A 25,232-nucleotide genomic window follows, 5' to 3' on the forward strand; every position below is an offset into this window, starting at 1 on the left:
CGTAACGATATAAACAAAAAACCCCTTAGAAATTGATCTGAAGGGTTTAAAAAGTGTGGGAGCTACTGGGTTCGAACCAGTGACCCTCCCGATTATAAATCGGGATGCACTGTACCAGCTATTTTTGTTCTTTTATTAATTTTTCAATAATCTTACGGCTTTTCCATCCTTTAATCTGGCGCTCTCGTTTTATTGCATCACTCTTTGTTGGATGTTTTTCGATCCATTTATTTCCCAATCCAACACACCACCCGTAAAACCCTTGTGATTGGTGTTGTGTTTAATAAGTCTTTTAGCAACATCCTCACAGGAGCCTACGTAATATTTGTCTTTTGTGGGCGAATAGATTATGTAGACGAAATACATGTTGAGAAAAAGATTTAAACAGAAAAGCCTGACATTTCTATCAGGCTTTTTGTGGGAGCTACTGGGTTCGAACCAGTGACCCTCTGCTTGTAAGGCAGATGCTCTGAACCAGCTGAGCTAAGCTCCCTTGCTTTTGGGACTGCAAATATAGGCGGATTGCACAATTCTTCAAAATAAAAATTAAATAATAATGCTATTTGTTGATTTACAGGCATATACATTGCATTTATTGATCATTGTTTAACCAATCGCACTACCTGCCCGCCCCCGCAACCAAGCGGAGCAGTTAAAATATCCCCGTTTTTAAGTGTACTATTTTGTTTGGTGAGGTGATTCGGGTCTTTAGTGGTTTCGTTATCATCCTGGTAAACCTCTGCTTTGTAGGTTCCGTCAGGCAGGAAATTTAACGGGATGGTTAATTTACGCGGCTGGCTGTTATTAATGGTGCCTATATACCAGTCGTTACCATGGCGGCGGGCAAGGGTAAGGTATTGGCCGGGTTCGGCATTTAAAACTTTGGTTTCATCCCAAACGGTCGGCACATTTTTCACAAAATCAAAGCCGGGCTGTCCTTCATAAGCCTGCGGATAGTCGGCAACCATGTGCAGGTAACTTTCCATCACCACATACATGGCCAGCATATGGCAGCGCGTACCAATCATCATCGGCCTGATAAAATGTGTTTTAAAATCGTTGGGCGGTACGGCCCTGAAGCCCCCTAAATGGTAATCTGTAGGGCCGGCCAAAAGGCGGGTAAAGGCAATATCCAAATCATGCTCTGGCGAAATACCTGTTGTGCGCCATTTATTGTTCTCGTAATTATAACTTCCTTCGCGGGTAAATTCGTTGGGATATGTCCGGCTTAAGCCGGTTGGCTTATAAGCACCATGAAACTGAATGAACAAGTGGTGCTGTGCTGCTTTCTGCAAGATCTCTTCCTGGATCTTTACCATCAACTGATCGTCGCGGTTTAAAAAGTCAACCATCATGCCCTTTATACCCCATTTTTCAAATTGAGTAAAAGCGCTGTCCAGCTGCGGGTATAGCGCATGCCAATGTACCCAAACATGAATACCTACGCCTTTCTGTTTTGCATAATCACAGACCCTTTGCATATCCAATGAGCCTACGGGTTTGGTCACATCGGCGTAAGTACCAGGTTCGCCATAGCCCGGCCAGTTATTGCTGTACCAGGCAAACCCGCCATAGCCAATTACCGAATGATATTCGATATGGTTACGCGCGCAAAAATCAATGTAGTATTTGTTAGTCTCAAAATTTACGCCCGGCATAAATGAGGTGTCGGGCAATACATCCCCATTCCACCAGTGAAACGATGTTTTACCGGGCTTTATCCATGATACATCTTTAATTTTTGAGGGCTCGTTTAAGCTGGTCAGGATATTTGACTCTATCAGCGCGCCCACCCTGTCGCTGATCATCATTACCCGCCACGGAGTATGGTGCGGGATGATAGCCTTTACCTTAATTTCCTGCTGCCCCGGCAATGGCGAGAGTTTGCTGATCAGTCCGTTATTGTGTTTGCCTAAATACATACCGGAATAATCGCGCAGGTTGGCTTCGGTAACAGCCATGTACACTTTACCTGGAAACTCGAACAGGGCCGGCAGGTCAACCAGTTTATTTTCTTTTAGCTCGTTAAAGGACATTTTATCATACAGGCCCTCGTGGGCGCTGATATAATTATCAAATTGCAATACACGTAGTTGCGGGTTGCCTGCTATATTAAACTCGGTGTTCTCGTCGGTTAAGGTATAGGCAGTCCAGTTTTTTTGCTGCGGAAACTCATAACGAAAAGCCAGCCCGTCATTAAATGCCCGCACTACTATATTGATGGTTCTTTTAGCCGCTGCTGACTCAACCAGCGGAATTGTAACTTCCTGGTAGTTGCTGTTAACGTGTTTGGTTTTGCCCAGCACAAGGTCATACTGCTCGTTGCCGGTTTTATAGATTGGTTTAAGCATATTCAGACCGGCAGCAAAATTACCGCTGTCTTTAAATGCCAGACCCAGGCCGGAGTTTTGAATGAGTTGCTTGCCTTTATAGCTTACCTGGTATACGGGCTTCTGTTTGGTTACCGTAAATGAAAACAAGATGTTTCCATCCGGCGATTTAAGCGTAACACGCTTTTGCGCCATAACAGGCAAGCTTATAAAACACAGGGCAACCCAGTACAGATTTTTAAACAACTTCATCAGGAAAAATATAATTGGTGGTTACGCTAATGTATCAAACAATTTTAACGTGGCGAAATTGTATATACAAGTTCAGGCTATAATTTGCCTCCTGAACAGGGAAAGCATTTATATTGAAAAACTTTTATATCATATTGTCTGTCTATGACGTTTCATGAAGGATTTTAAATATGTTTGTTTCCGCTAAATCATCATCCTTTTGTAACAAATTTAGTTTTTTGTAAAAAATTGGTGATATAAACCCTTAACTCTCAACAAAAACCTGTTTTTATTGCTATCTTTCCAATCAAATGTTATGCGTAAACGTTTTTTACTTTCAGGCTTACTAATAGCCGCTACATTTTTAACAGCTTCGGCCCAATCAACTGTTAAGCCCGAGGACAACCGCTTTACAAAAGTGGTACTGGCTCAACGTATAGAAGAGCCTATGCAATTTCAAATTTTAAAAGACGGTAAAGTGATCTATGCCGAGCGCAAGGGCAAGCTAAAATTGTATGACCCGGCCACTCAGAAGATCTCTATCATCCATGAATTTGCCGTGAGCACCAAGTATGTAAGCCAAACCGGCGAAGTAAGCGAGGCCGAAGATGGTTTGCAGGGTGTGATCTTAGACCCGGATTTTTACAAGAACCACTGGATCTACATTTACTACTCGCCTGCCGGTAACGACCCTAAAAACTCTTTAGACAGGTATACCTGGGATGGTAAAGGCCCGCTGGATGAAAGCTCACGTAAACACCTGTTAGATGTTGTTGTACAACGTTACGAATGCTGCCACGTTGGCGGCGGTATGGTGTTCGATAAAAACAAGAACCTTTATTTAAGTACAGGTGATAACACCTTCTCGCGCGCGTCTGACGGTTTTAGCCCGCTTGATGAGCGCCCGAACATGTCGCCTGAGGATTCGCAAAAAGGCGCGTCAAATACTAACGACCTGCGCGGAAAAATCCTGCGCATTCACCCGGAAGCTGATGGTACTTACAGCATCCCGGCAGGAAACCTGTTCCCGAAAGGAACACCAAAAACACGTCCCGAAATTTATACCATGGGTAACCGTAACCCATGGCGCTTAACTATAGACAGTAAAACCGGCTGGTTATACTGGGGCGAGGTTGGCCCGGATGGCAGTACCGACGATTTTCAAAACCGCGGCCCGCAATCATACGACGAGTTTAACCAGGCTAAAAAGCCGGGCTTTTACGGCTGGCCATATTTTGTTGCCGATAACCTGGCTTACAACCATTATAACTTCGAGACTAAAAAATCGGGCGAGTGGTTTGATGCCGCGCATCCAAAAAACACATCTCCCAACAATACCGGTTTAACAGACCTGCCTCCGGCAACTCCGGCCTTTATTTATTATTCCAAACAAAAAAGCACCAAGTTCCCGCTGCTTGAAAGCGGCGGTGACAGCGCGGTTGGCGGCCCGATATTTCATGCTGATGATTTTACAGGCGCGCCAAGGCCGTTTCCATCATACTATGAAGGTAAATGGTTCATTACTGATTGGGTGCGTGGCTGGATAAACGTAGTGAGCATTGACAAGGATGGTAATTATGTGGGTATGGAACGCTTTTTACCTGATTTTAAATTGCGCGGCCCTATTGATATGAAGTTTGGCCCAAGCGGTGATCTTTATGTTTTAGAATATGGTAACGGTTATTTTAAAGATAACCCCGAAGCAGAACTGATCCGCATTGAATATAACGGCGGTAACCGCAAACCACAGGTACAGGCCGCTGTTGATAAAACTGCCGGTGGCGTACCGCTTAAAGTTAGCCTGTCATCAGCAGGAACAACAGATGCCGACGTAGGCGACAAACTAACTTACTCCTGGAAGATAACCCGCAATGGCGCTCCGTTTAAAACCATCGCGCAGGCAAATCCATCGGTAACATTTATCGCGCCGGGTACTTACAAGGCCCTGCTTACTGTAACCGATTCAAAGGGCGCTAAAAATAGTAAATCTGTCGAGGTTAAAGCGGGTAATGAACCGCCTGTGGTTAAGTTTAACATTACGGCAGGTAACTCAAGTTTCTTCTTCCCGGGCAAAACGTTAAGCTACAATGTAAGCGTAGTTGATAAAGAAGACGGCAGCCTGGCCAACAAACGTATCGCGCCGGCAAAAGTAGCGGTAACTGCCGATTATCTTTCTGAGGGCTATAACATGACCGCCATTGCCTCTAAACAAGGCGCTGCTGATGCAAATGCCGACGCATCCGGCGGATGGGCTATCATTGCTAAAAACGATTGCCGCTCATGCCACTCGGTAACAGAAAAAGTATTGGGGCCATCATTCACCCAGGTGGCGTTGAAATATAAAGACGATGCCGGTGCCCCTGACAGGCTGGCTAAAAAGATAGTAACCGGCGGCTCGGGCAACTGGGGCGACGCGATGATGCCTGCACACCCCGGCTTGTCTGACGGTGACGTGAAATCTATTGTAAAATATGTATTGAACCTGGCTTACGCACCGCCAAAAGCCAAACCGCTACCGGTTAGCGGCACTTATACTACTACCGTTCCCGAAGGAAAAAACCAGGATGGAAGCTTTATACTCCGCGCAGCGTATACTGACCGTGGCGCTAAGGGCATGCCGGCACAAAGCGGCGAACAGATAGTTGTTTTAAACGCGTCGACATTGCCGGCAAGCAAAGCAAGCGCATCAAGCGGGGTTAAATTTGTTGAAAACAATGCCAACATTAAAGGGCAGGGCGCATGGTTAAGCTTTAACCGCACAGATCTTACCGGCATTAAGCATATAACCTTTGTTACCGGCGGCAGCAGCGGCGCGGTTGAACTGCGTGCAGGCTCTGCACAGGGCAAACTGATAGCAACAGGCACTTATGAAGGCGGTATAAGCATACCTGCCGGACAAGGCATAAACGACTTATATTTTGTGTTTAACGGCCCACCGGTTGCGGTGCGTTCCATTAAATTCAACGACGATAATTGATAATACATTAACATTAAATTTTGAAAACAATGAACAAGCGTAGGGACTTCCTTAAAAACATGGGGGCATTAGCCGTAGGATCGGTTTTGTTATCCTCTTATAAATTTGCACCAAAATCTGTTAGTAACCCGGGCATACAGCTTTACACATTTCGCGACGAAATGCTGGCCGACCCAAAAGGCACATTGAAAGTAATTGCTGACCTGGGCATTAAACAGGTTGAATCGGCAGCAAGCAGCAAGGGTTTATTTTATGGGTTAACACCACAGGAAATGAAAAAAACCTGTAAAGATTTAGGTTTGACCCTACGCAGTGCTCATTGTACAATTGACGATAACTGGCAAAAAACAATAGCCGCAGCGGCCGAATCAGGACAAGAATACCTGGTATGCTCTGTAATTCCATTTGCAGGCGATACAGTTGAGAATTACCAAAAAATAGCCGAGCGCTTTAATAAAGCCGGCCAGGAATGTGCTGATGCCGGTTTAAAATTTGGCTATCATAACCACGATTACGAATTTAAAACCGATCAAGGCCTGGTATTATATGATGTATTGCTTGCAAATACAGACCCTGAACTGGTACACATGGAAATGGACCTGGGCTGGGTAGTTGCCGCCGGTAAAGATCCTTTGGCTTACTTTAAAGAGTACGGTCAGCGTTTCCCGCTATGGCACTTAAAAGACATGAAAGGCAAAAACAGCGTTGAGTTTGGTAAAGGCTCATTAGATATAAAAGGTTTATTGGATCACAGCAAAGAAGCCGGTATGAAATATTTCTTTATCGAGCAGGAAGAGTATCCTGCAGGCTCGGCATTAGCCAGCATGAAGTTAAATATGGAATACCTTAAGTCTGTTTAAGGCTTAATTATTAATTACATTGCTACACTATGCCCGGGGCGTGGGTCCTCGGGCAATATTTCCATATCCGGGTATTCAATATAGTCGGCATACCATTGTATAGCGCCTACCACATCAAGCGCGTCTTCTGACGAGATATCTATCGTTTCAAAAGCATACAACTTGCTGTGCGCATACCCAAACAATTGGATCTCGTTAGGGTTAGGTTGAAAACTGTCTTCACTCAGGCAATACACCCTGATTTTTAAATCTGTGTCCCTTGAATGAATTACATCTCTGCACGGGTTATTCGGATCGGTTGCTAACAGATATACATTGTACTCCATAATCATTTAACAACACTATTATGCAATAGTTTGAAGTTTCTGTCTTTTTGACCAGCTATCAATTATTTGGTATTTAGTATTGCTTAATATTTCCGGCTTAATTTTGCTTTTGGGGAAATTTTCTGTTGCCTTTTCGTGTAAAATTCTCCATCAATGGGGAAATTTTTCTTCATCAAAATTTTTATTAGGAATTAAAATATCTTTTTTTACCTTTATGTAACAGCCGTGTTACAATTGGCATTTCTTTTGACTAATCAATAGTAGCCCTCCCAAAGGGTTGTTTTTCATAGGTAGATGTAGGGTCGAAATACTGCGAGAGTCTTTCGGCCCTTTTTTAACCAAATGAGGACATTTTTGGAATAAATTTTGCCCCTAATTAATATCCACATACAGAAAACAAGGCCGCATATAACAATGCGGCTTTGTTGTTTTTAATTAACCTGTAATATTACTCCGCGTTGTTTAATTGACTGAAAGTGGTCGACCTCCTTTTCTCTTCGGGGATCTTTAAAAAGTCCTGGTAGCTTTCGTTGATATAAAGGCTTAGATTAAATTTTTTGTCGTAATAGGTTTTGATATCGGGCGTGTATTTAAATATGAAGTTGCTTAGCTCCTGGCCGGTTATGGGCACGTAGTTCTTCAAATTTTGCGCATTAAAGACTTCCCTGATCTTTCTGTCTTTTTCGCCATCACGTTCCAACCGTTCAATCTTCTCCCGCTTTTTAGCGTCCGAATGCGAATCGAAGATCTTAATTGTTACTCCGCCGCCTTCCTGGTATTGTACCGTATGGCTGCCCAACGGGCCGGTTGTTACAATATGTCCGAATGACCCCACGTTTGCATCACCCGTACTGATCTGCACTTCGTTAAGTTGATTGAGTTTTAACTGCAGCAAAATTACCTGGTATTTCAAGCTGGTTAAGTAAACCGTATCGGTCATATAATTTAACCCGGAGAAACAGAGCAGGTCGCCTTTTTTTGCTTTGATCAAAAAGTTGCCATGTGGATCGCTGTAGGTACTGATATTTTGGGTTTGATTTTCAACCTTAATACCCGATAGCAAGACATCATTATGCAGCTCCATAACACGTCCTTTCAGGATGCTTTGCGCATGGGTTAAGCCTGTGGTAAAAAGAAAAAGTATAGCAAGGGCTGTTAAACGCATCTGTTTCGATAAGACTTGATTAAGCTTAGCTAAAATAACGCATTAAAAACAGCCCCGGTTAAGTTTAACATATTTTAACCTGTACGTATTTTAACACTTAAACCGCATGCACCACCGGCGGTGCAACTGCTTCAAGCTTACGCTTGGCTTTTAATTTTTCGCGGTGCAGGTAGCGCCAGTGCAGCATGCCTATTAACAGGGCTGCAATGCCTTCGCCCATCAGGGTGTCGGTAGTTCCTACCCATTTTGATATAGCACCAACCAGCAAGCCGCCCAATGGCTGCATGCCGAAAAATGCCATGGCGTAAAAGCTGATCACCCGGCCACGCATATCGGCTGCGACAGTAGTTTGAATCAGTGTATTGCTCACCGTTATCTGCGACATCATACCAAAGCCGGCAATAGTGACAAACAACAGCGCGAGCGCGTAGTTATGCTCATGCGAAAAAAGCACCAGGCCGGTACCAAATACCAGCGTATTAATGAATAAGATCTTTTTAAGGTTGGCGCCCGTTTTTTGCGAAGCCAGGAAAATAGCGCCCGAAAACGCGCCTAAACCGATAAAGCTGTCGATAATGCCAAAGGTTGTCGCGGTGCCTTTAAAAACGTCTCTTGCGTAGTAAGGGATCAATGTACTGAACGGCAATACCATTAAACTGATCAATGCCAGCATGATCAGCACAAACATGATGGACGGCGTACGTTTAATGTAGGCAAAGCCTTCGCGCAATTCGCCGAATACATTTTTGGGGTGCGGTTTATCTACATATTTGGGCAAGCGCATCATCAGCAATGAGCCGATAACGGCAATAAAGCTGATGGCATTACCGATAAAACAAGCGCCGTCGCCCAAACCTTCCAACACCAAACCCGCTATGGCCGGGCCTATCAGCCGCGATAGATTTACCATGGACGAGTTAAGCGCCAGTGCATTCGGCAGATCGCTCTTATCCTCTACCATCTCGTAAACCAACGATTGCCGGGCGGGTACATCAAACGCGTTAATGATCCCCAGCATAACGCTCAGTGTCAATATCTCCCAAACCTCGTAATGTTTCAGTAAGATCAAGGTGGCCAGCAGCACGGCTTGTATCATGGATGCGATCTGGGTCATTAATAAAACCTTATACCGGTTATATCTGTCTGACACCACGCCGCCCATCAGCGAAAATAAAAACGACGGGAACTGGCTGGCAAACAGTGTTACACCTAACATGAAGGTAGAATGGGTAAGCGTATAAATAACCCAGCTTACAGCGGTTTTTTGCATCCAGGTACCAATTAATGATACGGATTGCCCTGTAAAATATAGTCTGTAGTTGCGGCTTTTAAAAGCCCTAAAGGTAGTGATGTCCATTTCTTTCTCTTCTTATCGCCCGCTCAAACCGGGTTTACTCAAATTCAACAACTTTGGTAAGTATGCTGATTGATGTTTTTAAAAATTCTTGTTCTTCGGGTGTGCAGGTAGCGGTAATGGCCTGGGTTAACCAGTGATCGCGCTCACTGCGCATTTGTAATAATATCTTTTCGCCTTCGGCGGATAAACTGATGTTTACCTTTCGCTTATCCTGTTCAGAGGCGGTACGGGTGATAAAGCCCAATTGCAGCAAATGCCTTAAAATATCAGACATGGATTGATTGGTGATCTTCTCCGTAGCAGCAAGTTCGCTTGGCAGCATAGATTGATACTGGTAAAGCAGGCCCATTACCGACCGCTCGGTTAAAGAGAGCAACTGCGCCGTCTGCGACTCTTTGCGGAGTTTTTTTATTAACCGGCCCACAACAGTGCGCAGGTCCGAAACAAATTCTAAATTATTGTTATCCATTATAGTAAGATAAACTAATAAGTTTACCTTACAAATATAATGCAAGAATTTAGGAGGTTTATCACACGACGGTAAATTTGGTTATTATGAAGTTGTTTTTAACCCGGTCATTCACGGCCGTTTCTTTTTAGGCGAAACAGATTTGGTAACGGTTGTTCCTTTTGGTGCTTTGTGCACGTCTTTGGCTTTATCAACGCAGAATTGGTAAGCGTTAGCCATAAGTTCCTTAATGTATTGCTGTGGAAGGTCTGCCTTTTCTTTAATACGGACATAGCGGTATTGGTTACCGTCGCCTAAAAGAATTTTCTGCGGGTCGGCAATATGCGCGCCCCAGTAAAAGCCAAAATGAGTGGTTTCGTTACTATAAACCCCTATTGAACAAAAGGTGTCGCCCAGCTTATGCGATAACGACCAGCCAAAAGCCAATGCGTTGTAATTATCATAGATGAGCTCATTGCAATCAAGATATTCATCCCAGACAAAATCACGCAGCCACAAAGCCAGTTCCTGCATTCGCGGCGAAAATGGGCGAAGGAAAACTAAAAGATCGGTATTGTCTGCTTTTGCCATTGTACTAAAATTTAATACTATTCGGTGGGCCCTTGCCATTCCCAATGCTCACCAAAAAATCCGGCGCTTACTACTTTTCCGGGATGCACGGCGTCAGGCGGTGTATTCAGGTCAATTATCGCCCAGTCGGGCAGCATAGGGATCTGTTTTGAATTGTTTAAATACGCGTCTTCTCTAAAAGTGAACCCACTGTTTAAAACAATATAATGCTCTTTATTTAAAGGGTTGGGATAGATCATTGCCAGGGCATGGTCTTTAGCCGGGTATTTATATTGCTTGTTTAGTATGATTTCGGTATTGTTGATAATAAAGGGCAAGTCGTACTCTTTAAATTTAGCTAAAAATTTATTGCTCTGTTTATCACCAAAAACTATCAGGTTCGATTTCATATCTTCAGTCGTGATAGCGGTGTCCATTTTTACAATAGCATCACCTCTAAACTGTGCCCGCCATTGCTCAATAAACCGGTTCATTTCGGCCTTGCTCCATTTATCAAACAACGCGTTGCTGCTGGTGCCCGATGGCTTAACCACAATAAATGCCGACATGAAGGCGTCGTCTATCGGGCCTTGAAGATTATGCCTTTTAGCAAGTTTAGCTATTGCCGGTCCCTGTATCCATTTCCCATGTTCCACGTGGAATGATAATTCAGCATCTTTAAACGCATTAATTTTCAATGTCTCATCATCTATTTTCAAGTCGAATGATCGATTGTTTTTAAACGACTCCGGTAATTGCTGATTGATTAAACTTATAGCCGCTACGTTCTCTGTTTTAAGTGTAATTGTGTTTCCTTTAATGTTCCCATCCACTCGTGCTTTATTCCAGTGCTGACTCAGCGCGTCCAAGCGCAGCCAATACAAGCTGTTATACTTCAGTGTATAAGTGGTAAAATGAATTTCTGCCGGTGGCGGATTTTTGCCTTTCGCCTGGTCTATGGCCAGCAGGCTATCCACAGTTTTAGCAGCGGCTTTGGTATATCCATGGCCCATATCTTTACCCCAGATCCGGTTAAGCTTTAAACCTTCCTTTTTCATGGCAACTTCCATAATATCCGCCGCTTGCTGCTGCGGGTCTTTGTCGCCATTGTAGGCATAAAGCGGAAGGTTTGATAAATTACTTGCATAGTCGGTGCAATCATACAAATGCCATAAGGTTTTTTCATACCCGGTTGGGTGTAGCTCTTCATGCCCGTATTTCAGCATAAAATCAAACGTTTCAGAAAAGCCGGCACCGGGATTTGCTGCCAGCCACATGTCCTGGTAATGCACGGCAAACTGCCAGGCCGCAGCTCCGCCCATCGAGAAGCCGCGGTCAAACAATCCGTTTTTATTGATTTTATACTTTTTTTCCACATCGGCCAGCGCTTCCAGCACATCCACCTCGCCGGCAAACTTAAAGGCATTGCAATAACGGCCGTAGGGATAAAGCATAATGGTGTTTTTCATAGAAGGCATTGATCCCGTAAAACCTTTGCCATCGGCAATAAAATTTACCTCGCTTAGGTTCTCGCCTCGCCCGTGAAACCATAACGAAAGATCGAACGCCGGTCCATTTGCTTCGTAATTATCCGGCACGGTTACCCCGTAAGGTTGCACCGATCCATCTATCTTTGAAATATATCCCCTTACCACTTCGCCTTTCTGCGTGGTCCACGGCGCTTTTTTGTCCTTAAGCGCGGCAGCCCTCTCCAAGCCCTCCTGCAAAAGCTTCTTCCCGGAAATAACATCCTTAGCTGCAAAAAACTCCTGGTATTTGAGCGCGTAGTCAACCGCTTTGAAGTAGATAATTACATCAGGTAAAAGCGAATTTATAAACGGATCTTTTCTTTGCTTAAGCGAATCAATTGCCTTACCTAATTGCAACAGGCCGACGCCCAATTCATCACGATCGTTATCGTTTATTATAATACCCTCCGGCGGAATGCGTCGCACAGCCTGTGCAGCAGTTTTAAGGCAAAGCATCGAATTAAAACATAACACTAATACGATCAAAAAAGCGTTGGATCTGTTCATGGTTGACGGTTCATCTTAAAGTAAAAATAGTGCATAAATTTGCCTTTATTCTCTTTTAATTTTTGCTTATATTAGTTTCGTCTATAAATCCAACAGCCCAATATTTCAGGTGAGTTTATTAGTTATAAGTTAATAAATGCTATTTTAGCGAGAATTTATGCATTCGTCAGAAAATTACGACGTACTTATCGCCAAGATCAATACTTTCATCAGGAAGTATTATCTGAACAAGCTTTTGCGGGGGCTGATATTTTTGTGCGCGGGACTGTTTTCTGCCTATGTTGTAATCACTTTAAGCGAGTATTTCGGCAATTTTAATTCGTTTTTTAGGGGGGTACTTTTTTACGGATTTATCCTGCTTAACCTGGGTCTTATCGGCTGGCTGGTCATCCCATCTTTAATGGCCTGGCTAAAAATGGGCAGCACTTTAACACATGACGAAGCCGCTGAAATTATAGGCAAACACTTTGCCGATATTAATGACAAACTGCTTAATACACTTCAACTCAAAAAACTGGCCACCGAAGACGAACGCCACCGCCTGCTGATAGAAGCCAGTATAGACCAAAAGATAGAGAATTTAAAACCGGTACGCTTTCCATCGGCCGTTAACATAAAGGATAATTCAAAATATTTGAAGTGGATCCTGGCCCCGGCGGCGGTTATTATCGTTATCGGCCTGGCCGCACCGTCTATCCTTACTGAAAGCACAAAAAAGATCATCAGGCATAACGAATACTTTGCGCCGGTAACACCCTTTCAGTTTGTGGTGTTAAACAGCAGCCTTTCAACCGTACAGGGCGATGACCTGAAACTTGACCTGAAACTAACCGGCAACCAATTGCCTGCTGATGTTTATGTAGAAACGGCCAACAACACGTTTAAGCTGGATAAAGAGAATGTAAGCAAATTTCATTACCTGTTTACCAACCTGCAGCAAAACACCGGTTTCAGGTTAGTTGGTAACGGCTTTACATCGCCGCTGTATGAAATCAAGGTAAACTTACGCCCGTCTTTACTGCTTTTTGATGTCGAGCTTAAATACCCCGCTTATCTGCATAAAAAAAATGAAACGCTGGCCAATGCCGGCGATCTGACCATCCCGGCAGGTACAACGGTTAGGTGGTTGTTCCACACGCAGAATGCAACCACTTTGTCTTTTGAAATTAATAACCGCCGGTATGAGCTAAGCCCTGCGGGCAGTGATGTTTTTGAACATACCGAACAGGTTAACAAGCCATCGGTTTACAAGTTAAACCCGCAAAACGCGGTGGTTAAAAAAACAGATTCGGCATCATACCGTATCAATACCATTGCCGATGAGCCGCCAACCATCAATGTTGATGAAAAGCCCGACTCGGTTAGCCACCAGGCATTTTATTTTAACGGTAAGATCCAGGATGATCATGGTTTTTCGTCACTCACCTTTCATTACAGGATCGGTGCGCCGGGCGATAAAAACGCAGAGCACGACTTGGTTAAACCGGTTAAAGCAAACCTGAACCAATCGCTGTCTGATTTCTTTTATTTCTGGAACCTGAAAGAACTGGGTATAAAACCCGGCGACCAGGTGACTTACTTTTTTGAGGTTGCCGACAATGACAACGTTAATGGACCTAAAAAAGCCCGCAGCACCGAGCGCACCTTACATGTGCCGGATGCCAACGAAATGCGGGCAGAGTTAAACGCAGGCACAGCCGGTGTTAAACAAAAAATGCAATCGGCTATTAAACTGGCCGACCAGGTAGAGCGCGACGCGAAAAAAATGGACCAGATGCTGTTGAATAAAAGCACCCTGTCATTCGATGAAAAGAAACAGGTAGATGATCTTTTGCAAAAAAGAAAAGAATTAGAAGATCTGGTTAAAGAAATACAGAAAGAAAACAGAAACAACCTTTATAATAGGCGCGAGACCGAGCAGCAAAACAAGGAATTGTTAGACGAGCAAAAGCAAATTGAAAATTTGCTGAACAATGTGCTTGACCCTAAAACCAAAGAATTGCTGCAAAAATTACAGCAACTGATGCAGAACGAGCAAAAAGACGGCACCCGCAACGAATTATCCAAAATGCAGATGGATAATAAATCGCTTAAAAAGGAGCTTGACCGCATGCTTGACCTGTACAAAAAGCTGGAATTTGATCAAAAATTAAATCAAAACATCAACCAGTTAAAAAAGCTGGCAGAAAAACAGCAAAAATTAGCAGAAGACAGCAAGCAGGCCGACGCTCAGCCCAAAACAGGTAATGATAAAGAACAAACCGACAGGCTGCAGCAGCAACAGCAAAATCTGAATAAAGAGTTCCAGGATATTAAGCAGAATTTAAAGGACCTGGACAACGCCGAGAATAAGCAGGATTTTAAAAATCCCCAGAGCGAGGAAAAAAATATTGAGGATAATATGAACCAAAGTTCAGATCAATTGTCTAAAAATAATAAATCAAAAGCGTCGGAGTCGCAGCAGGAGTCGGCAAAACAAATGCAGCAGCTTGCCCAAAAGATGGAACAGGACCAGGAGGACCAGGATTCAAAGCAAACCGAAGTGGATGTAAAACAACTGCGAGAGTTGTTAAAAAGTTTAGTGAACAGTTCTTTCAGCCAGGAAAAAGTGATGGAATCTTTTAAAGGGCTTGGCATGGCAGACCCTAATTATGTAACTTTAACGCAAACGCAGAAAAACATAAAGGATAACCTAAAGACCGCCGAGGACAGTTTATTTGCATTGAGCAAGCGGATCCCGCAGATCCAATCGACCGTTAATCGTGAAATTGGCGCAATTAACACGCAGATTGATAACGCGATAGATAATTTAAGCGACAGGCGCACGGCCGAAGCAAACCGCAACCAGCAGTATGCCATGACATCTATGAACAACCTGGCTTTGATGCTAAGCGACGCTTTATCGCAGCTGCAAAATAAAATGAACTCGAAAAACGGTAAGGGTAAATCCAAGCAGATGTCGGTTTCGCAGTTAAGGCAAATGGAAGAGAAGCTTGGCCAGAACATGCAGAAAATGCGCGACCAGATGCAGAAGCAGGGCAACACCCCGATGGGGCAAAGCCAGCATGGCCAAATGAGCGAACAACTGGCAAAAATGGCCCGCGAGCAGGAAATGATAAGACAATCTTTACAGGAAATTAACAATGATTTAAGTAAGGATGGCGGTGCCGGGATCAAGGATGCTGATAAAATATCGCAACAAATGGAACAAACTGCCAAAGATATCGTAAACAGGAAAATAACCGATGAGGCATTAAACAGGCAAAAGGAGATCCATACGCGCTTATTGGAGGCCGAAAAAGCCGAACAGGAGCGGGAACAGGATAAGCAACGGGAGAGCCATGTGGGAACGGATATGCCGCCGGGTTATATTAAAGCGCTGCAGGACTATCAGCAACTGAATGAAAAACAAACAGAGCAAATTAAAACCGTGACCCCGGGTCTTAATTTGTTCTATAAGCAAAAAATAAAATCGTATTTTGATCAACTTAATGCCAAATAACATGGACCCGGTACCTATTCAATCAACCGACTTATATACTTTGCAACTTCCTTCTGTAAGGGAGAGTATTACGGTATTGGAAAACCTTATAGAAGAAATTGCTGACAAATATCATGTTAGTGACGATATCTTTGCCAATATGATGACCTGCCTTAATGAGGCGGTTACCAATGCTATTGTGCATGGTAATAAACTGGACCCTGCTAAACTGGTAATTGTAAACGTTGAGGTTGATCCAAAACGATCTACCTGGACCATTACAGACGAAGGCGAAGGCTTTGATTATAACCACCTGCCCGACCCAACCGCCGAAGAAAATCTTGAAAACCTGACAGGCCGCGGTGTTTTTATTATTAAACACCTTGCAGACCAATGTGTATTTAACACCAAGGGTAACGAGGTTGAACTGCTATTTAAATTATAATGCCCTCTGTACAGTTTTTTGAAGAAGATATAACCTACAAGCTTAAAAATAAAATAAAGGTACGCCAATGGATCAATGACACCATTGTTGCCGAGGGTTTTAAGCTGCAGGATCTAACTTATATTTTTTGTTCGGACGCTTATTTGCTGCAGATCAACCAGCAATACCTTGATCATGATACTTATACGGATATCATCACCTTTGATAATTCTGAATACGAAGGCGAAATAACGGGTGATATCTTCATTTCTATCCCCCGTATCCAGGAGAACGCAACCATCTTTAAGGTGCCTGAAACAGACGAACTGCACCGCGTTATTATCCATGGCGCATTGCACCTGCTGGGCTACACAGACAAGTCGCCGGCCGACAAGAAAAAAATGACAGAAAAAGAAGACTACTATTTGGCTAAACGCTTATTTATTAGCTAATTTTACTGTATTCAAATCTGAAACCCAATTTTATTACTATGAAAATATTAGCAATTTTTTTCGCGCTACTGTTTGTCAGCGCGCCGGCATCAGTTTATGATTTTAAACTGAAGACCATTGAAGGCAAAGACTTCTCTTTGGCCAAATTTAAAGGTAAAAAAATATTAGTGGTAAATACCGCCTCAAAATGCGGATTTACGCCACAGTACAAAGATTTAGAGCAACTGGCCGAAACCTACAAAGACAAATTGGTTATAGTAGGCTTCCCGGCAAATAACTTTGGCGGGCAAGAGCCCGGTACTGATGCCGAGATCAAAACTTTTTGCTCAGACCTTTACAAAGTATCTTTCCCCATGAGCACCAAGGTAAGTGTTAAAGGTGATGACATTGCACCACTGTTTAAATACTTAACCACTGCAGAAAACCCTGATTTTACAGGCGAGATCAAATGGAACTTTGAGAAATTTTTGTTAGATGAAAACGGCAAGCTTATCCACCGCTTCCGTTCTGCGGTAAAACCAATGGACCCGGCTATTACCGGCAATTTGTAATCACGTTTAACATACCATATAATAAGAAAGCCACCTTTTCGGGTGGCTTTTTTGTTTAGTCCTTCTTCGCATTCTTATCGGCTTCTTTCTGTGCTTTCTTTATCGAATCCTGCCGGGCCTTTTCGGCTTTCTTTTTCTTGTTGAAGAAACCTTTCAGCAGGAAATTATGCTGAGCCGCGGTTAAATCTTCATTTAGCGTGCTGGTGGTTTTATGTACCGTTTGCATGGTTGTTTTTGCCTGGGCTACTGTCTTTTCCATTTCGCGGGCCATTTTATCATTATTTAACAAACGACCAATGCTGCCTTTACCGCCGTTTACTTTAGCTACAATTTGCGATAATCCGTCAATCAGCGAGCCTGCATTATCGGCCATTTTGGTAAACTTGCCTATTATCTTATCCACATCAACCGGGTTCACAGAGCCTATCTTGTCGCCGTCTTTAACCATATCTGTGGTATTAGCGCCACCCGGCATCAGCACGATCAGCTTATCACCCATCAAACCATCGCTGCCAATACTCATTTTTGCATCTTTTTTAATGAACTTTTTAACATCATCATCAATGGTAAGTATAACCTGTACAGTAGTATCATTAATTATATTGATATCATTCACCACACCTACGTTTATACCGGCAAAGCGTACGTTATTGCCTACCTGTAAGCCGTTAACGTTTTTAAAATTTCCGCTTAGCTTAATGGTGGCGCTAAACAGGCTTTTTTGGTTACCGATGAAAAATATGGCGGCTATCAGTACCAGCAGACCAATAAATGTAAATAGTCCTATTTTCCATTTCTGCGATGAAGTTGTTTTCATGATATATCTTTAAAAAATGACTGTACAATTTTGTTCTTTGATTTTTGAAGGCCGTCAAACGAGCCCTCCTCAATATATTCGCCATCGTTCATTACTACTACCCTATCCGCAGTGATGCGGGCGCATTCCATATCATGGGTAATGATGATAGAGGTTGTTTTATATTTCTTTTGCATGTTCAGGATCAGCTCGCTGATCTCGCGCGAGGTTATCGGGTCAAGTCCTGTTGTTGGCTCGTCATACAGCATGATTTCGGGTTTGATAATGAGGGTTCTTGCCAGTCCGGCGCGTTTGCGCATACCGCCTGACAGGTCAGACGGCATTTTATCGATAGCATCCGCTAAACCAACACCCTCCAATACCTCTTCAACACGTTTATCTATCTCTGCCTGGTCTTTTATCTTTAATACCCGGGTAAGCGGAAACTCCAGGTTCTCGCGCACGGTCATCGAATCATATAAAGCCCCGCTCTGGAACAAAAAGCCGATCTTTATCCGCAGTTCTTTTAATTCTTTCTCTTTTAAACCGGGCACTTCTTCGCCAAATACTTTTAAAGTTCCGTCATCAGGTGTCAGCATACCAACAATACATTGTATGGTAACAGATTTTCCCTGTCCCGATTTACCCAGCACCACCACGTTTTCGCCGCGATGCACAACCAGGTTAATGTCCTTTAAAACATCCTTATTGCCGAATGATTTCTTGAGATGTTTGATCTCGATAACCACCTCCTGTTTATCATGGGTTTTCTTTTCTTTCGGCTCCGCAGTTGTTGCTTTCTCTTCCATGGCCTATTTATAAAATAATATACTGGTGATCTGTACAGCAATAGCGTCTATCACGAAGATCCACAGCGAGGCGGTTACTACGGCCGAGTTGGCGGCAAGGCCTACGCTCTCTGTACCTTTGCTTGAATGGAAGCCTTTGTAGCAGCCCACAAAGCCAATAGCCAGGCCAAAGAATATGGTTTTAATAAAAGCGGGTAAAAAGTCGGTATAATCAAGCGATGAGATCACTTTAGTGGCATAAAGTGATATGTTGATATGGTCGCGCAGGTTAAGGGCCAGGAAGCCACCAAATAAGCCTATAGCATCACCTATTACCGAAAGGATGGGCACCATTACTGTTGTAGCCAAAATACGCGTTACAACCAGGTATTGCAACGGATTAGCGCCTGATACATCCATAGCATCCAGCTGCTCGGTAACTTTCATACTGCCCAGCTCGGCGCCGATGCTTGACGCTATCTTGCCGGCACAGATTATGGCAATGATCACCGGGCCTATTTCGCGGATAAAAGATACTGAAAGGGTTTTGGGCAGCATGCTTGCCGCGCCAAAACTAACAAGGGTGGGCCTTAATTGTAAAATTAAAACCACACCCATGATAAATGATGTTATACCAACCAACGTCATTGACCGGTAACCTATTTCATAACATTGCCTTACAAACTCAGACCATTCAAAACCGCCCGCAAAAATATTTTTGAAGAACCGGATAAAAAAAGATACTTGTTCGCCAATGTCTTCCAGCCATTTTTTCCAGCCGGGTATAGTGATCTCTTCTGCCATAGGTAGTGATATTAGTGTACTAACAACAAATTTTTTATTAATTGTTTTTAGCCCTCAATACACCATCCCGTGGCAGCAGGTTCTTATTATTGTAGCATCGGCACGTCTATGATGAGTAGGCGGGTATCTGCCCCGGTTTCAATGGTAATTGATTCAGTATCATAAACACCCAGCGCGTCCTTTTTGTTTAAAAGCTCATTGTTTATTTTAACCGAGCCATCCAAAACAAATATGTAGGCACCGTTACCGGCATTTTTAATATCGTAGGTAATTGTCTTTCCCGCTTCAAACTCGCCCATAGAGAAGGTGGCATCCTGGTTTATCCATAAAGCATCAACGTTTTTATCGCCGGTTACCAAATTGGTTAACTGGTTAAGTTTAAACTGATCTTTATAATCACGTTGATCATAACGTGGTTCAATGTTCCGCACCTTAGGGAACAGCCAGATCTGCAGGGTATTTGCTGCCTGAGTTTTTGAATGATTATATTCAGAATGCTCAACACCTGTACCGGCCGACATTACCTGCACTTCACCTGCGTGGATCACGCCAATATTGCCCATGCTGTCTTTATGTTCTAACGCGCCTTGTAATGGGATAGTAATAATTTCCATATTATCATGCGGATGTGTGCCGAAGCCCATACCTCCGGCTATGATATCGTCGTTTAATACCCGCAATGCGCCAAAATGAATTTTATCGGGATGATAAAACCCGGCAAAACTGAAGGAGAAATTGGCTTTTAACCATCCGTGGTCGCTTGTGCCCCGCTCATTGGCAGGATAGAATATACTTTTCATATCATCAAATTTATATGTTTAAACACACAATATTTATTCCACTAATTATTATTATGTATTTTTGCCGGGATAATATGTTCATTAATGACAAAAAAAGCAATAATTGTAGGAGCAAGCGGACTAATTGGCAGTAACCTGCTTAGCATCCTGCTTTCGCACCCCGATTATAGCGAGGTTTTAATAATAGCGCGTAAGAAAACAAAGTCGACCAATTTAAAGCTAAAGCAGATCATTACTGATTTAGATCATCTGGATGAGCATGTTGATGAAATAAAAGGCGATGTGATATTTTGTTGTATAGGCACAACAAAAAGCCAGACACCTGACGAAGACGAATACCGGAAGATAGATCATGATTACCCGGTGAAGCTGGCAGAGATAGCCTTAAAAAACGGCATCACAGAGTTTCATTTGATCTCGGCTATCGGCGCCAATGAAGCTTCGTCAAACTTTTACCTGAGAACCAAGGGTGAAACAGAGCGCGATGTTAAAGCTGTTGGGCTGCCGGTAACGTTTATTTACCAGCCTTCTGTACTGGATGGCCGAAAAGTGAAGCAACGCCTGGGCGAAGAAATAGCAGTGGTTGTTTTAAAAGTGATAGGCCCGTTATTATTTGGCCGATTTAAAAAGTACCGGGCTATAAAGGCAAGCGATGTTGCCAGAGCAATGTTTAATCAATCATTAAAAAACAAAACGGGTGTATTTACTTATACATCTGATAAAATAAAGAAAAGAGCGTGAGCACTTATATATCTGTAGAAAACCTGGGCCATTCATTCCATGACAACTGGCTGTTTAAAAATATTACACTTGGTATTAACCGCGGCCGGCGCGTAGCGCTGGTGGGTATTAACGGCGCGGGTAAATCAACTTTATTAAAATTACTGGCCGGGCAGTTTTTACCCACAGAAGGCAAGGTGGTACAAACTAAAGACCTGCGCATGGGCTATCTTGAGCAGGACCCCGGGTTTAAAGATGCCGTCACCATAAGCGATTATATTTTTCATGCCGATAACGTGCAGCAGCAAGCCATTCGTAAGTACGAAGAATTACTGGAGAATGACCCTGATAATACCAAAGCGCTTGACGCGGTAATGGAAGAGCTAAGCGAGGTTGATGCCTGGGAGTATGAATATAAGATCAAGACTATTTTGGGCCGGTTGGATATTCACCATCTTAACCAAAGCATCACTACCCTATCGGGCGGGCAAAAGAAAAGACTTGCGCTTGCCAAGCTTTTAATTGAAGACCCGGACCTGTATATTTTAGATGAGCCTACCAACCATTTGGACATTGATACCATTGAGTGGTTAGAGAAATTGCTGACAGAGGGCTCAAAGACCATCCTGATGGTTACGCACGACAGGTATTTCCTGGATAACGTATGTAATGAGATCCTGGAGATCGACCGCGGGAAGATCATCCCCTACGTTGGTAACTACGGCTATTATTTAGAGCGCAAAGCCGAGCGTGATGCTTCAGACGAAGCTACTTTTCAGAAAAACTCTAACCTGCTTCGTAAAGAGTTGGAGTGGATGCGCCGTCAGCCAAAAGCGAGGGGAACAAAATCTAAAGCAAGGATAGATGCTTTTTACGATCTGGAAGCTAAGACACAAAATGGCGGGCCAAGACAAACCGTAGAACTAAGCGTTAAAACGGCGCGGCAGGGTAACAAGATCATGGAGATTCATGATATCAGCAAAGCTTTTAATGGCAATACCTATATAGATCATTTTAACTACGTATTTAAAAAAGGCGACAGGATAGGCTTGGCCGGCAAGAACGGCGCTGGTAAGTCAACGCTGCTAAATATGGTTACCGGGAATCTATCCCCGGATAGTGGGCATATTGAAAAAGGCGAGACTACCGTTCTGGGCTATTTCCACCAGGCGGGTATAACCTTTAAAGAGGATGAACGGGTAATTGATATTGTAAAGAACGTTGCGGAATTCATTACCATGGCCGATGGCAAGATGATCTCTGCCTCTGCCCTGCTTACCTTGTTCTTGTTTCCTCCTGCCAAGCAATATGGCTTTATATCCAAGCTAAGTGGTGGTGAGAAAAAGCGCTTACAGTTGATGAGCATCCTGATGAAGAACCCAAACTTCCTGATCCTGGATGAGCCGACTAATGATCTGGATATTGATACCCTGAATGTATTGGAAGAGTTTTTAACCAATTACGGCGGCGTATTGATGATCGTATCGCACGACAGGTATTTGCTGGATAAGCTGACCGAGCAGCTATTTATTGTGGAGGGCAAGGGCCATGTGCGTATTTATAACGGCAATTATTCATCTTATCGTTTAGAGCAGGAAGACCAAAAACAGCAAGACCGTGCAGATAAAGCGGCGGGTGTAACACCAGGGACAACACCGTCTGCGCCGAAAAACAAGCTGAGCTTTAAACAGCAAAAAGAGATGGAAACACTGGAGAAGGATATTACCGTTATAGAAGATCAACTCAAAGAATTAAACAAAAAGCTGAACTCCGGAATAGACAATAGCACTATTGTAGACACAGCTAAAAAGATAACCGACCTGACCAACAACCTGGATGAAAAAAGCCTGCGCTGGTTAGAACTATCAGAACTAAAAGAGGCCTAATGAAACTGTCAGACGTTATTGCATCAGTAGGCGTTATTATATTATTGATAGCGTTTTTATTAAATTTATATAAGAAGATACCGGCCAACAGCCGCACCTATTGCTTCATGAATTTTGCAGGGGCAGCACTTTGCGGCTTCTCGTCATACCTGATCAGCTTCTACCCTTTTGTGGTTTTAGAAAGCATTTGGGCGGGATTTGCACTGGTATCATTCTTTAAAGTTCCACGTGGAACATCAGAAAAAGTGCAATAAATTCATGTTCCACGTGGAACATGGTGAATAAAGAAGAAGAATACATTAGTGTTCCACGTGGAACATGGAGGTTAAAATGTTTAGGAAATACGATGTAATTGTAGTGGGTGCCGGCCATGCCGGATGTGAGGCAGCAGCAGCAGCGGCTAACCTTGGGTCGTCTGTTTTGCTGATCACTATGAATATGGGCACCATTGCACAGATGAGCTGCAACCCCGCTATGGGTGGTGTTGCCAAGGGACAAATAGTGCGTGAGATTGATGCGATGGGTGGTTATTCGGGCATAATAACTGATAAAACATCTATCCAGTTCAGGATGCTAAACCTATCAAAAGGCCCTGCTATGTGGAGCCCCAGGGCACAAAGTGACCGGATGCGCTTTGCAGAAGAGTGGCGTTTAGCATTAGAAAAAACGCCAAATGTTGACTTCTGGCAGGACACTGTTAATTCCTTATTGATAACAAATAACACCATTAAAGGAGTCCGGACATCGCTCGGGATAGAAATAGAAGCCGATGCGGTCGTGTTGACCAATGGTACTTTCATGAACGGTGTGATCCATATTGGTGAGAAAAAGTTTGGCGGCGGCCGAGCAGCAGAGAAAGCAACAACCGGCATAACCGAGCAACTGATCACCTTAGGATTTGAATCCGGAAGGATGAAAACCGGCACTCCCCCACGTATTGACGGCCGTAGTTTAAACTACTCGGTTATGGAAGAACAATGGGGAGATGAAGAACGCGAACGTTTCTCCTACACCGAGGTTGAGCAAATACAAGAACAACGTTGCTGCTGGATCACCTACACAAACACCAAGGTACACGAAACTTTGAAAGAAGGCTTTGAAAAATCGCCTATGTTTACCGGGCGTATCAAGGGGCTGGGGCCACGTTATTGCCCGTCTATAGAAGATAAGATCAATCGCTTTGCGGAGCGCGATCGTCACCAGATCTTTGTAGAACCGGAAGGATTAAATACCGTAGAGATCTATGTAAACGGTTTCTCTACCTCCCTACCCGAAGATGTACAATACAAAGCATTGACCCAAATACCGGGTTTTGAAAACGCGAAAATGTTCCGTCCTGGCTATGCTATAGAATATGATTACTTCCCGCCGACCCAACTAAGCCTGACCTTAGAAACCAAATTGATAAGCAATCTTTACTTTGCCGGGCAAATAAACGGAACTACCGGTTATGAGGAAGCGGCATCACAAGGTTTTATTGCTGGCATTAACGCGCACCAAAAACTGAAGGATAAGCATGAGCTGATCATGAAAAGATCAGAATCATATATCGGTGTATTGATAGATGACCTGGTGACCAAAGGCACAGAAGAGCCGTACAGAATGTTCACCTCACGGGCAGAGCATCGCTTACTACTGCGTCAGGACAACGCGGATATCCGCCTTAGCCCTATCGGACATCAGTTAGGATTGATCAGCGATGAGCGTTTAGAAAAGGTAAACCAGAAAGTAAAAAACTCTGACGCCATTGTAGCCTATACACGCACACGGTCTATTGATCAGGCCACCATTAACCCACTCCTGGAAGAATGGGGCACTTCGCCGGTATCACAGGCAACTCGATTGTTCAATTTATTAGGAAGGCCGCAAGTGTCAATTATCGACTTGCAAAAAGCTGATAACACGTTTGGAGAATATCTTTCAAACTATGATAAAGAAACTATTGAGCAGGCTGAAATAAAAATCAAATATGAGAGTTATTTTGAAAAGGAAATGGATATTGTTGAGCGAATGAAGAAAATGGAAGACAAAGAAATTAATCCGGATTTTAATTACCAGCAAATGCAATCACTATCAAAAGAAGCACGTGAAAAATTGATGAAGATAAAACCACGTACTTTAGGCCAGGCATCCCGTATTTCGGGCGTGTCGCCGTCTGATATCTCCGTTTTAATGGTTCACATATCAAAATAGAATTTAAATTACTGTTATTCAAGCATTTATAAAATAT

At 43.4% G+C, this 25,232-nt stretch carries 22 protein-coding genes and 1 tRNA gene; 10 read left to right on the top strand and 13 right to left on the bottom strand.

Annotated elements, in window-relative coordinates; translation table 11 throughout:
* Positions 1 to 189: 189 nt before the first annotated feature.
* From FO440_RS25075 to FO440_RS04280, 3 genes are all read right to left on the bottom strand, one after another.
* Entirely contained in the window at positions 190 to 366 is a 177-nt protein-coding gene (locus FO440_RS25075; protein WP_222103924.1) for a GIY-YIG nuclease family protein, read from the bottom strand.
* A gap of 52 nt (positions 367 to 418) precedes the next feature.
* A tRNA-Val gene (locus FO440_RS04275) sits at positions 419 to 493 on the bottom strand.
* A gap of 106 nt (positions 494 to 599) precedes the next feature.
* Entirely contained in the window at positions 600 to 2,525 is a 1,926-nt protein-coding gene (locus FO440_RS04280) for a glycoside hydrolase family 97 protein (RefSeq protein WP_222103925.1), read from the bottom strand.
* Between the two features lie 352 nt (positions 2,526 to 2,877).
* Between FO440_RS04280 and FO440_RS04285 the strand changes: the two genes are divergently transcribed.
* Positions 2,878 to 5,538, top strand: a complete 2,661-nt coding sequence (locus FO440_RS04285; protein ID WP_144246982.1) for a PQQ-dependent sugar dehydrogenase — start codon at positions 2,878 to 2,880, stop codon at positions 5,536 to 5,538.
* A 29-nt stretch (positions 5,539 to 5,567) separates the two neighbouring features.
* Positions 5,568 to 6,398 (top strand): sugar phosphate isomerase/epimerase family protein, encoded by an 831-nt coding sequence (locus FO440_RS04290; RefSeq protein ID WP_144246983.1) that lies wholly within the window; start codon positions 5,568 to 5,570, stop codon positions 6,396 to 6,398.
* A gap of 14 nt (positions 6,399 to 6,412) precedes the next feature.
* Here FO440_RS04290 and FO440_RS04295 read toward each other — a convergent pair whose 3' ends face one another.
* From FO440_RS04295 to FO440_RS04320, 6 genes are all read right to left on the bottom strand, one after another.
* Positions 6,413 to 6,724, bottom strand: a complete 312-nt coding sequence (locus FO440_RS04295) for a hypothetical protein (protein ID WP_144246984.1) — start codon at positions 6,722 to 6,724, stop codon at positions 6,413 to 6,415.
* A 448-nt stretch (positions 6,725 to 7,172) separates the two neighbouring features.
* Positions 7,173 to 7,889, bottom strand: coding sequence for a hypothetical protein (locus FO440_RS04300; protein ID WP_144246985.1), 717 nt, complete (start codon positions 7,887 to 7,889; stop codon positions 7,173 to 7,175).
* A gap of 97 nt (positions 7,890 to 7,986) precedes the next feature.
* Positions 7,987 to 9,246, bottom strand: a complete 1,260-nt coding sequence (locus tag FO440_RS04305) for an MFS transporter (RefSeq protein ID WP_144246986.1) — start codon at positions 9,244 to 9,246, stop codon at positions 7,987 to 7,989.
* A gap of 34 nt (positions 9,247 to 9,280) precedes the next feature.
* Positions 9,281 to 9,715 (bottom strand): MarR family winged helix-turn-helix transcriptional regulator, encoded by a 435-nt coding sequence (locus FO440_RS04310; RefSeq protein WP_144246987.1) that lies wholly within the window; start codon positions 9,713 to 9,715, stop codon positions 9,281 to 9,283.
* Between the two features lie 111 nt (positions 9,716 to 9,826).
* Positions 9,827 to 10,285 carry a hypothetical protein gene (locus tag FO440_RS04315; protein WP_144246988.1) on the bottom strand — a complete coding sequence of 153 codons (459 nt, stop codon included), beginning with the start codon at positions 10,283 to 10,285 and terminating at the stop codon, positions 9,827 to 9,829.
* Positions 10,286 to 10,302: 17 nt separating this feature from the next.
* Entirely contained in the window at positions 10,303 to 12,300 is a 1,998-nt protein-coding gene (locus tag FO440_RS04320; protein WP_144246989.1) for a hypothetical protein, read from the bottom strand.
* A gap of 157 nt (positions 12,301 to 12,457) precedes the next feature.
* On the opposite strand from FO440_RS04320, the gene FO440_RS04325 reads away from it, so the two are divergent.
* The 4 genes from FO440_RS04325 to FO440_RS04340 are packed head-to-tail and all read left to right on the top strand — an operon-like array spanning position 12,458 to position 17,208.
* On the top strand, positions 12,458 to 15,802 hold the full coding sequence (locus FO440_RS04325) for a DUF4175 family protein (protein WP_144246990.1): 3,345 nt from the start codon (positions 12,458 to 12,460) through the stop codon (positions 15,800 to 15,802).
* A gap of 1 nt (position 15,803) precedes the next feature.
* Positions 15,804 to 16,226, top strand: a complete 423-nt coding sequence (locus FO440_RS04330; RefSeq protein WP_144246991.1) for an ATP-binding protein — start codon at positions 15,804 to 15,806, stop codon at positions 16,224 to 16,226.
* Positions 16,226 to 16,657 (top strand): rRNA maturation RNase YbeY, encoded by a 432-nt coding sequence (ybeY, locus tag FO440_RS04335; RefSeq protein WP_144246992.1) that lies wholly within the window; start codon positions 16,226 to 16,228, stop codon positions 16,655 to 16,657. Before FO440_RS04330 ends, ybeY begins: the two co-directional genes overlap by 1 nt.
* A 38-nt stretch (positions 16,658 to 16,695) precedes the next feature.
* Positions 16,696 to 17,208, top strand: a complete 513-nt coding sequence (locus FO440_RS04340) for a glutathione peroxidase (RefSeq protein WP_144246993.1) — start codon at positions 16,696 to 16,698, stop codon at positions 17,206 to 17,208.
* 55 nt (positions 17,209 to 17,263) lie between these two features.
* Here FO440_RS04340 and FO440_RS04345 read toward each other — a convergent pair whose 3' ends face one another.
* The 4 genes from FO440_RS04345 to FO440_RS04360 form a co-directional block, all read right to left on the bottom strand.
* A complete protein-coding gene (locus FO440_RS04345; RefSeq protein ID WP_144246994.1) occupies positions 17,264 to 18,025 on the bottom strand; it encodes an MlaD family protein in 762 nt (253 codons plus the stop codon).
* Entirely contained in the window at positions 18,022 to 18,813 is a 792-nt protein-coding gene (locus tag FO440_RS04350; protein ID WP_144246995.1) for an ABC transporter ATP-binding protein, read from the bottom strand. The genes FO440_RS04345 and FO440_RS04350 overlap by 4 nt, the downstream gene beginning before the upstream one ends.
* 3 nt (positions 18,814 to 18,816) lie before the next feature.
* Entirely contained in the window at positions 18,817 to 19,596 is a 780-nt protein-coding gene (locus FO440_RS04355; protein WP_144246996.1) for an MlaE family ABC transporter permease, read from the bottom strand.
* Positions 19,597 to 19,682: 86 nt separating this feature from the next.
* On the bottom strand, positions 19,683 to 20,396 hold the full coding sequence (locus tag FO440_RS04360; protein ID WP_144246997.1) for a pirin family protein: 714 nt from the start codon (positions 20,394 to 20,396) through the stop codon (positions 19,683 to 19,685).
* A gap of 84 nt (positions 20,397 to 20,480) precedes the next feature.
* On the opposite strand from FO440_RS04360, the gene FO440_RS04365 reads away from it, so the two are divergent.
* The 4 genes from FO440_RS04365 (at position 20,481) to mnmG (ending at position 25,195) form a co-directional block, all read left to right on the top strand.
* Positions 20,481 to 21,137 carry an NAD(P)H-binding protein gene (locus FO440_RS04365; protein WP_144246998.1) on the top strand — a complete coding sequence of 219 codons (657 nt, stop codon included), beginning with the start codon at positions 20,481 to 20,483 and terminating at the stop codon, positions 21,135 to 21,137.
* Positions 21,134 to 23,002 carry an ABC-F family ATP-binding cassette domain-containing protein gene (locus FO440_RS04370; RefSeq protein ID WP_144246999.1) on the top strand — a complete coding sequence of 623 codons (1,869 nt, stop codon included), beginning with the start codon at positions 21,134 to 21,136 and terminating at the stop codon, positions 23,000 to 23,002. Before FO440_RS04365 ends, FO440_RS04370 begins: the two co-directional genes overlap by 4 nt.
* A complete protein-coding gene (locus tag FO440_RS04375) occupies positions 23,002 to 23,256 on the top strand; it encodes a CBU_0592 family membrane protein (RefSeq protein ID WP_222103926.1) in 255 nt (84 codons plus the stop codon). The genes FO440_RS04370 and FO440_RS04375 overlap by 1 nt, the downstream gene beginning before the upstream one ends.
* Positions 23,257 to 23,332: 76 nt before the next feature.
* On the top strand, positions 23,333 to 25,195 hold the full coding sequence (mnmG, locus tag FO440_RS04380; protein WP_144247000.1) for a tRNA uridine-5-carboxymethylaminomethyl(34) synthesis enzyme MnmG: 1,863 nt from the start codon (positions 23,333 to 23,335) through the stop codon (positions 25,193 to 25,195).
* Positions 25,196 to 25,232 lie beyond the last annotated feature (37 nt).

It is taken from the genome of Mucilaginibacter corticis (assembly GCF_007558865.1).
Taxonomy (GTDB): Bacteria; Bacteroidota; Bacteroidia; order Sphingobacteriales; family Sphingobacteriaceae; genus Mucilaginibacter; species Mucilaginibacter corticis.